The organism is Pantoea sp. CTOTU49201, assembly GCF_032054795.1.
In the GTDB taxonomy this organism is placed as follows: Bacteria; Pseudomonadota; Gammaproteobacteria; order Enterobacterales; family Enterobacteriaceae; genus Pantoea; species Pantoea symbiotica.
In genome coordinates this window covers 1-9953 of sequence record NZ_DAMBSA010000149.1, presented here as the reverse complement: position 1 = coordinate 9953, position 9953 = coordinate 1, and the positions used below count along the sequence as shown (strand labels likewise).

The following is a 9953-nucleotide window of genomic DNA, read 5'->3' as shown; positions in this document are numbered from 1 at the left end:
CCGCTGGATGAGCTGCCAACCTTGCTGGCGCTGATTGGCGAGCAGCTGGCCACGGTGATGGGCGGATCGAGTGGCGTGTTAATGTCGATTCTGTTCACCAGCGCCGGTCAGCAGCTGGAAGAGGGCAGCGCTCTGCCGCAGGCGCTGATGCACGGGCTGGAACGCATGAAGCATTACGGCGGCGCACAGCCGGGCCATCGCACTTTAGTGGATGCGCTGCAACCGGCGCTGGAAGCGTTAGTGGCGGGCGAGTCGCTGGCAGCAGCGGCACAAGCAGCGCAGAAAGGCGCTGACGCCACCGCGCAGATGCAGAGCGCCAAAGCAGGGCGTTCCGCGTATCTGAATCAGCAGAGTCTGGATGGGGTGAAAGATCCGGGCGCGTATGCGATTGAGAAGGTGTTTGCGGTGTTGGCGGGTTGATGTGGCAAGGTCGCCATTAATGGCGACCTTACATTGTAGGGTGCGCATTAATGCGCACCGTTTCAATGGACGCAGTATGTGTTAGCGCATTTATGCGCACCGTTTCAAAGACCGCACCTTACTCCGCCGCTTCGCGCATCATCTCTTCGTGCGGAATATCCTGCAAAATCTGCTCGAAACTGCGCAGACGTTTGTAGATCGACATCAGCGTAATCAGCGTTGACCACGAGGTGATCAAATACTGGAACGACGAACGCACCTGATCAAACACGTTGGTGATCTGGTTCAACAGGCCGAGCGTAATGGTGCCCGCCACAATCGACGGGAACAGCACAAACAGCCCGAACACGTTATCCACCTGCAGATACATAATGCGCGTGATGTTGAAGTACAAATAGTGGAAATAGAGGCGGAAATAGTTCTGACGCACGCGGCTAAACAGCTCATGCACCGTCGGCGGTGAAGCGCGTTCAGGATCGTCTTCGCCGTACACCAGCTCTTTACGATAGGCCGCTTCCACCCGTTGATTACGGAATTCCAGCCCCGGCAGTTTAATCCCCACCAACGCCAGCAGCGCGGTCCCAAACAGCGACCACAGCAGCGCGGCAATCACCAATGCATACGGAATGCTGCCGAGAATCGGCACCTCTTTGACATGGTGCGACAGCGTGACCAGCACCGGCAGAAACGCCACCAGCGTCATAATCGCCTGAATAAAGTTGATGCCCCAATCCTGCAACGTACCCGCGAAGCGCATGGTGTCTTCCTGCACACGCTGTGCCGCACCCTCAACCAGACGCAGACGCTGCCAGTTGTGCATGTAGTAATTGTTCATCGCGGTACGCCAGCGGAACACCCAATGGCTGACGAAGAACGAGTTCATCACGCCAATCACCACCGCGATCAGCGCGATACCGAGAAACGCCAGCACTTGCACATAGAACTGGTGGATGGCGACGGAACCGGCTTTGGTCAGCGCCTGCTGAATCATGTCGTAGAACGGGCCGTACCAGGCGTTGACGCCCACGCCAACTTGCACACCAAACCAGGTGACAAAGATGATCAGAATCGATCCCCCAACCGACCAGCGCTGCCACGGATGGTTATCAATCACACGCCAGGTGAGCGCGAAGATGCCGGCAACAATCCAGTAATAGGCGTAAAACCACAGTTGGCTGATGTGGATAAAACGGCTGGCATTGGTTGGCAAAGGTTCGTGCATCGCCGCCTGGAGGGCAGGCCAGCGCGCCGGGAAATCACTGAAAAAGCCGAACCAGGCAAAAATTGCTACTAAACTCCAAATCGCAGCTGAGCTGAAAAACAGCGTTGGCCGCGGAAAAAAGGACTTAAACATAGGCACTCCGCTGTTGTGTGTACTCTTTTATACCGCTTCAGACCTCTATCTGTCTGTTGTCGGTTGTATCTGACGATGACAGCTTCGCCGCTGCGATGTAAAGCGACAGCGGCAATTGTTAAGTAATTAGTGCGAATTTGTTTCTAAGAACTAAATTATCCACAGCAATGGTGTTACAATATTTGTACTGTTACCGGTAACAGTACTGCTGTATCCCTTAAGCTATCAATAAAAAAACAATACAACGCAACTACTTAACTTTCATGCCGCATTATATGTGGTACTGAGGCAATGTCATGTCAGAACAAAAAAATGGTCACACTCGCAGGGATTTTCTGCTGAGAACCATCACCCTGGCGCCGGCAATGGCGGTGGGCAGCACGGCGATGGGCGCGCTGGTGGCACCGATGGCCGCTGGGGCAGCAGAACAAAACGCATCACCACAACAGGCGCGTAGCTACCAGCCAAACTGGTTCACCGCGGAAGAGTTTGCCTTTATCACCGCGGCCGTGGCGCGCCTGATTCCCAACGATGAACGCGGCCCTGGCGCACTTGAAGCTGGCGTGCCGGAGTTTATCGATCGTCAAATGAACACGCCGTATGCCACCGGTAACAACTGGTACATGCAAGGCCCGTTCAATCCCGATCTGCCAAAAGAGTTAGGTTATCAGCTGCCGCTGGTGCCGCAGCAGATCTACCGTCTCGGCCTGGCGGATGCCGATGGCTGGAGCAAAAAGCAGCACGGTAAAGTGTTTGCTGAGCTGACGGGCGAACAGCAGGATGCGCTGCTGACCGCGTTTGAAAGCGGCACGGCTGAATTCCCGCAGCTGCCAGCCAAAACCTTCTTCTCCTTCCTGCTGCAAAACACCCGCGAGGGTTATTTCAGCGATCCGATCCACGGCGGCAACCAGGGCATGGTGGGCTGGAAGCTGATTGGCTTCCCCGGCGCGCGCGCTGACTTTATGGATTGGGTGGAACGCGGTGAACGTTATCCGTTCCCGTCAGTGGATATTCGCGGGGAGAGGACGTAAGCGTGGCAAATGAATTGAAAAAAGTGGATGCGGTCGTCGTCGGTTTCGGCTGGGCGGGTGCCATCATGGCGAAAGAGCTGACCGAAGCGGGCCTGAATGTGGTGGCGCTGGAGCGCGGTCCGCATCGCGATACCTATCCGGATGGATCTTATCCACAGTCGATTGACGAACTGACCTATAACATCCGCAAAAAGCTGTTCCAGGATCTGTCGAAAAGCACCGTGACCATCCGTCACGATGCCTCGCAAACTGCCGTCCCTTATCGCCAGCTGGCGGCGTTTCTGCCCGGCACCGGCACCGGCGGTGCAGGTCTGCACTGGTCAGGCGTGCACTTCCGCGTTGACCCGGTTGAGCTGAATCTGCGCAGCCATTACGAGCAGCGTTACGGTAAAAGCTTCATCCCGGAAGGCATGACGATTCAGGATTTCGGCGTCAACTATGACGAGCTGGAACCCTTCTTCGATCAGGCCGAGAAAGTGTTCGGTACCTCGGGCAGCGCCTGGTCAATCAAAGGCAAGCTGCTGGGCAAAGAGAAGGGCGGCAACCCGTACGCGCCGGATCGTTCCAGCGACTTCCCGCTGCCAGCGCAGAAGCGCACTTATTCGGCGCAGCTGTTCGCGCAAGCGGCGGAATCAGTGGGTTATCACCCTTATGATATGCCGTCGGCCAACACCTCAGGCCCGTACACCAACACTTACGGCGCACAGATGGGCCCGTGCAACTTCTGCGGTTTCTGCAGCGGTTACGCCTGCTATATGTATTCCAAAGCCTCGCCGAACGTTAACATCCTGCCCGCGCTGCGTCAGGAACCGAAGTTCGAGCTGCGCAACAACTCTTACGTGCTGCGCGTTAATCTGACCAACGATAAAAAGCGCGCCACCGGCGTGACCTATCTTGATGGTCAGGGCCGCGAAGTGGTACAGCCTGCGGATCTGGTGATCCTGTCGGCGTTCCAGTTCCACAACGTGCATCTGATGCTGCTCTCCGGCATCGGCAAGCCGTATAACCCGATTTCCAACGAAGGTGTGGTCGGCCGTAACTTCGCCTATCAGAACATCTCGACGCTGAAAGCGCTGTTCGACAAAAACACCACCACCAACCCGTTTATCGGTGCCGGTGGCGCAGGTGTGGCGGTGGATGATTTCAACGCCGATAACTTCGATCACGGTCCGCACGGCTTTGTTGGCGGTTCGCCATTCTGGGTCAATCAGGCCGGCACCAAGCCGATTTCCGGTTTGCCGACGCCGAAAGGCACGCCAAACTGGGGCAGCCAGTGGAAATCGGCGGTAGCGGATACCTACAACCATCACATCTCGATGGATGCGCACGGCGCGCACCAATCCTATCGCGCCAACTATCTCGATCTCGATCCCAACTACAAAGATGCCTACGGCCAGCCGCTGCTGCGTATGACCTTTGACTGGCAGGATAACGACATCAAGATGGCGCAGTTCATGATCGGCAAAATGCGCAAAATTACCGAAGCGATGAACCCGAAAATGATCATCGGCGGCGCGAAAGGGCCGGGCTCGCACTTCGATACCACCGTCTATCAAACCACGCATATGAGCGGCGGCGCGATCATGGGTGAAGATCCGAAAACCAGCGCGGTGAACCGTTATCTGCAGAGCTGGGATGTATCGAACGTGTTTGTGCCAGGCGCTTCGGCGTTCCCGCAGGGACTCGGCTACAACCCAACGGGCATGGTCGCAGCCTTGACCTATTGGTCAGCCAAAGCGATTCGTGAACAGTATCTGAAAAACCCCGGCCCGCTGGTACAGGCATAAGGAACACGGCGATGATCAAAAGCATTTTAGCCCTGTTTCTGGGCACGATGACGTTCGCCGCAGTGGCGGACGAAGCAGGTTCGGACGCGTTGGTGAAGCGCGGTGAGTATCTGGCGCGCGCGGGCGACTGCGTGGCCTGTCACAGCACCGAAGGCGGTAAGCCCTTTGCCGGTGGACTGCCGATGGCGACGCCGATCGGCACCATTTACTCCACCAACATCACGCCGGACAAAGCCAACGGGATTGGTGATTACAGCTATGACGATTTCCAGAAAGCGGTGCGTCACGGCGTTGCGAAAAACGGCGACACGCTCTATCCGGCGATGCCGTATCCGTCGTACGCGGTGGTCAGCGATGACGACATGAAGGCGCTCTACGCCTACTTCATGCACGGCGTGCAGCCGGTGGCGCAGGCGAACAAAGAGAGTGACATTCCGTGGCCGCTGTCGATGCGTTGGCCATTAGCCATCTGGCGCGGCATGTTTGCGCCGGACGTAAAAGCGTTCCAGCCGGCAGCACAGGAAGATCCGCAGCTGGCACGCGGTCGCTATCTGGTGGAAGGTCTCGGTCACTGTGGCGCTTGCCATACGCCGCGTAGCATCACCATGCAGGAAAAAGCGCTCAACAACGGCGAAGGCAACAACTATCTCTCTGGCAGCAGCGCGCCGATTGATGGCTGGACCGCCAGCAACCTGCGTGGCGACAACCGCGATGGCTTAGGTCGCTGGAGCGAAGAGGATCTCAAGCAGTTCCTGCGCTTTGGCCGCAACGATCACACCGCGGTGTTTGGTGGCATGACCGATGTGGTGCAGCACAGCCTGCAATATCTGAGCGATGACGATATCAGCGCGATTGCTAAATATCTGAAATCCCTCGGCGCGAAAGATCCAAATCAGGCGGTGTTTAAGCAGGATGATGCGGTGTCTCAGGCATTGTGGAAAGGTGACGACAGCCAGCCTGGCGCATCGACTTATGTCGATAGCTGTGCGGCGTGCCACAAAACCGACGGCAGCGGCTATCAGCGCTTCTATCCGGCGCTGCGCGGCAATCCAGTGGTGATGGCGGACGATCCGACCTCGTTGATTCATATCGTATTGGTTGGCGGCACCTTGCCAGGCGTGAAAGGCGCACCCACGGCGATCACCATGCCGGCGTTCGGCTGGCGCTTGAACGATCAGCAGGTGGCGGATGTGGTGAACTTTATCCGTGGCAGCTGGGGCAATGGCGTGAAGTCGAGCGTGTCGGCGAAGGATGTGGCCGAACTGCGTAAAGACGAAACCGTGCAGCCGAAGCAGGGTAATGCGGATATTAAGGTGTTGGAAGGGCAGTAGTTAGTAGGAGGCCCAGGTGGCCTCCTTTTTGATTACCATTTCTTTTTAATAATATAAAAGTCAATGACAAGGACAATTAAAGTGAAAATACTCGTTGCTCCCCATTCATATCCGGGGAAAAAATGATGAATCAATACGCAAAATGAAATTATTAATGTAATAGGTATCCATACCGTTAAAACGCTCCAGGCAAAGTCGCGTAAAAATTTCTTAAGAAATATCATCATGAAGACCTCAGTAATTCTTTAAGATCTTTAATGGTGTTATTAAGGTTGGAAGAGGGAAAGCTAACGCGTTTAAATACTGGTTCAATTAGAAAGTACATCATCTCAAGTCCCTCATGGCGTAAAATAGCATAATATCTAGTATCCATGATTAATAACCGATCAGCAGACTCGGAAGCTTCCTGTATTACGCCATATGCACCTAGTAATGTTGATGCTGTAAGGGATGTTTTAAATGTTATCACCTGGAACATACTGAGTCCGCGACTTATCGTACGGGATATTGTATAAGCTAAAGATCTGTTTGTTAACTGAGATGCGGAAATTTTATTTCCTGTGTAGGTTAGAGCTCTAATTATCTTTGCAATATCTTGCTCTGAAAAATAACTCATGCGATGTTCAATATAGAGTTGAACCATATCAAGGATCAGATCATGGCGTTTTATCAATTGATAAACACCTAACATAAAACGAACATCTTCATCTTTTAGTTTTGAGCAAACGTTTTGATAATTATCGAAAATACAAGACGAGTACCAAGTAAGTCGTATTGCTCCATCTTGTATTCTCCCTAATTGCTTATCAACGTCTTTACCGACACCGTTAAATGCTTTGTCTAGCTTAAGAGCCAGTGTTTTCTCTGCGGATAAACTATCCACTATAACTTGATTGTAGTTTTGCATATTCCTTTTCTCATTCCTGCTCCATGACAATAACCACAATATATATATTGTTTATGGGTGTTACTATCACAATATGATTATTTGATGGACAAGAGGGAGTAGGTGCGGTTTTTCGCTCGGTCGGCATGAATGCCGACCCTACATGTGCGGTGCGCATTCATTCGCACCTGCAATCTTTAAATATTCTCCAAATCCATCCCACGGGTTTTCGGCCCGTAAATTCCCACCGACAGCATCACCATCAACATGCTGAGCACGATAAAGGCGATCACGCCCTGGCTGCCGGCATACTGCAAAATAATGCCAATCAAAATACTGCTGAACACCGTCGACAGGCGGCTAAACGAGTAGCAGAAACCCACCGCGCGGGCGCGAATGTGCGTTGGGAAAATCTCGGTCTGATAAGCGTGATAGCTGAAGGTCAGCCATGCGTTGCTGTAGGTGATCAGGAAGCCGCAGATGATCATCAGCACCGGATTGGTCATAAACGCAAACAGCGTGCCGAACACCACCGTCATCAGCGATGAAAACACGATCTGCCATTTATTCTCGAGCTTGTCGGCGTAGCGACTGCAAATCAGCGAGCCGAGCGGGTAGGCCAGCGTAATGAAAAACGCATACAGCAGGCTGTGCGTGACGGTCGCGCCTTTGCCCGACAGCAGCGCTGGCAGCCAGTTGCCGAAGCCAAAGAAGCCAATTGCCTGGAAGAAGTTCATCACCACCAGCATCAGCGTGCGTTTGCGATAGGCCGGTGACCAAATCTCACTGAAACGCCCTTGCTTAGGTTGCTCAGGTGCGAACTGTCCCCCATCCCGGCCTTCCCCCACCAGTGGGGGAAGGGGAGAAGCGATACCACAGCGCTTTTCCATCGCGCTCAACACCTGATGCGCTTCCTGATGCCGTCCTTGTTGCGCCAGCCAGCGTGCGGATTCCGGCAGGTTTTTACGAATCAGCCAGATCACCAGCGAGCAGACCGCACCAGCAATCACCACCCAGCGCCAGCCTTCAAGGCTGAGAATGGTTTGCGGCACCAGCCACCACGACATCAGCGCCACCGCCGGTACCGACAGGAACTGGATAAAGAAGGAGAAGGCAAACGCGCGACTGCGTAGATGCGCCGGTACCCATTCGGAAAGATAGGTATCGATGGTCACCAGCTCAACGCCAAGGCCAATGCCAACGAGGAAGCGGAACAGGATGATCATCTCCGCGCTTTGCTGGAACGCCATCAGCAGCGAAAACGCGCCGTACCACGCCAGCGCGCACATAAAGGTCAGGCGGCGGCCAAAACGGTCGGCGTAGGGCGCAAGCAAACTCGCGCCGACAAACAGGCCAAGGAAAGTCGCGGAGGCAAATGCCGCTTGATCGGCGACGCCGAACACGCCGGCAGAACCGGTATGAAACACGCCCGCCGCCACCAGGCCGGAGCTGATGTAGCCGGTTTCAAACAGATCGTAGAGCTCAAAGAAGCCGCCCAGCGCCAGTAGCGTGATAAAGCGCCACAGACCAGCGGAAGAGGGCAGCGCATCGATGCGCCCGGCTAAGGTGCGGCGATCCGCGCTCATGTGATCGTTCGCCATCCCTGTCGACGTGATTGTTGTCATTGTTGTGTAAACCTCGGTGTTTGCAGAACCCGCTGACGGCTGAGATTGGTTTTAAAAATAATTAACCGTTAGCAAGCGAAGGAATAGCAGGATAATAAATTCGCTGAGAGTTGCCGAGAGGCGGGACGGTGACATTTTGGCAACATACGTTGCAGTTCACAGAAAAGTAGTCGCCATCCGTGGCGCAGGCTTAGTGCAGGCTCGGATAGACGCCCGGACCGATCGGTAAACCGAGTGCGTACCACGCCAGCAGCAGCACAATCCAGGTGGTGAAGAACACCAGCGGATAGGGGAAGATCAGCACGTAATAGGTGCCCAGCTGTGCATCTTTTTGATAGCGCTGCAGGAAGCCGAGGAACAGCGGCAGGAACGGCGACATCGGTGCCAGCGGCAACACCGCAGAATCGGCGATGCGGAAAATCATCTGGGCAAAGGCGGGATGGAAGCCGAGCAGCATAAACATCGGCACAAATACCGGCGCCAGAATCGACCAGATGGCCGAGCCGCTGGCGATAAACATGCACAGAAACGCCGACAAGAACATCAAGCCCATAAACGCCGGTGCGCCGCTAATTCCCGCGCTCTCCAGCACATCGGTCAGGCCGATGGCCATGAACTTGCCCATGTTGCTCCAGTTGAAGAAGGCAACAAACTGCGACAGCGGAAACACCATCACAATAAAGCCCGCCATGCTCTTCATCGGATCCACCAGCAGCTGCGGGATATCATCCGCGCGGCGAATCTGCTTGGTTACCGCGCCATAGGCAATCGCCACCACAAAGAAGAACAGGATGATGATCGGCACTATGCCCTGAATAAACGGCGACGGAATGATACCGCCGGTTTTCGGATTGCGCAGCGGCGCGTGTTCCGGCACCACCAGCAGCGCCATCAGCGCGATAAACACCAGCGCGGCGATACCGGCGGCTTTCAGGCCGCGATTCTCCAGCGCGGTGAGCGGCGGCAGACGATCGTTATTGCCGCCGTTCCACGCGGGCAAGCGCGGCTCGACAAACTTGTCGGTCAGCAGCGCACCGGCGATGGTCAGCACAATCACCGAGCTGGCCATAAAGTACCAGTTGTCGATCACGCTAACGTGCACGGTATCGCTCACCGCTTTGGCGGCTTCGGTGCTGATGCCAGAAAGCAGCACATCGGTGGTGACAATCAGCAGGTTGGCGGTAAATCCGGACGCCACGCCGGCAATCGCCGCCATCAATCCCGCCACCGGATGGCGTCCCACCGCGAGGAAGATCAGCGCACCGAGCGGCGGCATCACCACCAGCGCGGCATCGGACGAAATGTGGCTGAAGAAGGCGATAAACAGCACCATATAGCTGGCGTAGCGACGGCTCACGCGCGAAGCCATCTTCACCATCAGCGACTGCAGCAGGCCGACTTTTTCCGCCAGGCCCGCACCAATTACCAGCGCCAGAATCGATCCCAACGGCGTGAAGCCACTGAAGTTTTTGATGATATTGGGCAGGATCCATTGAATCCCTGCCACGCTCAGCAGGTT

Annotated in this window: 8 protein-coding genes; 4 read left to right on the top strand and 4 right to left on the bottom strand. The window is 55.1% G+C overall.

Features of this window, described 5'->3' with window-relative positions; translation table 11 throughout:
- On the top strand, positions 1–420 hold a 420-nt coding region (locus RTY00_RS12190), incomplete at its 5' end, for a DAK2 domain-containing protein (protein WP_312664627.1).
- 118 nt (positions 421–538) lie between these two features.
- Here RTY00_RS12190 and sbmA read toward each other — a convergent pair.
- On the bottom strand, positions 539–1774 hold the full coding sequence (gene sbmA, locus RTY00_RS12185; RefSeq protein WP_312664626.1) for a peptide antibiotic transporter SbmA: 1236 nt from the start codon (positions 1772–1774) through the stop codon (positions 539–541).
- Between the two features lie 296 nt (positions 1775–2070).
- Here sbmA and RTY00_RS12180 point away from each other — a divergent pair, with 296 nt between their 5' ends.
- Genes RTY00_RS12180 through RTY00_RS12170 form a run of 3 tightly spaced genes read left to right on the top strand, consistent with a single transcriptional unit; the run spans position 2071 to position 5923 of the window.
- On the top strand, positions 2071–2805 hold the full coding sequence (locus tag RTY00_RS12180; protein ID WP_061718349.1) for a gluconate 2-dehydrogenase subunit 3 family protein: 735 nt from the start codon (positions 2071–2073) through the stop codon (positions 2803–2805).
- A 2-nt stretch (positions 2806–2807) separates the two neighbouring features.
- A complete protein-coding gene (locus RTY00_RS12175; protein ID WP_312664625.1) occupies positions 2808–4592 on the top strand; it encodes a GMC family oxidoreductase in 1785 nt (594 codons plus the stop codon).
- Positions 4593–4603: 11 nt separating this feature from the next.
- Positions 4604–5923, top strand: coding sequence for a cytochrome c (locus tag RTY00_RS12170; protein WP_312664624.1), 1320 nt, complete (start codon positions 4604–4606; stop codon positions 5921–5923).
- Between the two features lie 223 nt (positions 5924–6146).
- Here RTY00_RS12170 and RTY00_RS12165 read toward each other — a convergent pair whose 3' ends face one another.
- From RTY00_RS12165 to RTY00_RS12155, 3 genes are all read right to left on the bottom strand, one after another.
- Positions 6147–6830: a hypothetical protein gene (locus RTY00_RS12165; RefSeq protein ID WP_312664623.1), complete on the bottom strand. Its 684-nt coding sequence runs from the start codon at positions 6828–6830 to the stop codon at positions 6147–6149.
- Positions 6831–7006: 176 nt separating this feature from the next.
- Positions 7007–8434 (bottom strand): MFS transporter, encoded by a 1428-nt coding sequence (locus tag RTY00_RS12160; RefSeq protein ID WP_312664622.1) that lies wholly within the window; start codon positions 8432–8434, stop codon positions 7007–7009.
- A gap of 190 nt (positions 8435–8624) precedes the next feature.
- The coding region (locus tag RTY00_RS12155) for an AbgT family transporter (protein ID WP_312664621.1) at positions 8625–9953 on the bottom strand (1329 nt) is incomplete at its 5' end.

Coding starts and splice junctions, on each gene's coding strand:
- RTY00_RS12180 (WP_061718349.1), top strand. CDS start 2,071: ATGTCAGAACAAAAAAATGGTCACACTCGCAGGGATTTTCTGCTGAGA.
- RTY00_RS12170 (WP_312664624.1), top strand. CDS start 4,604: ATGATCAAAAGCATTTTAGCCCTGTTTCTGGGCACGATGACGTTCGCC.
- RTY00_RS12160 (WP_312664622.1), bottom strand. CDS start 8,434: ATGACAACAATCACGTCGACAGGGATGGCGAACGATCACATGAGCGCG.
- sbmA (WP_312664626.1), bottom strand. CDS start 1,774: ATGTTTAAGTCCTTTTTTCCGCGGCCAACGCTGTTTTTCAGCTCAGCT.
- RTY00_RS12165 (WP_312664623.1), bottom strand. CDS start 6,830: ATGCAAAACTACAATCAAGTTATAGTGGATAGTTTATCCGCAGAGAAA.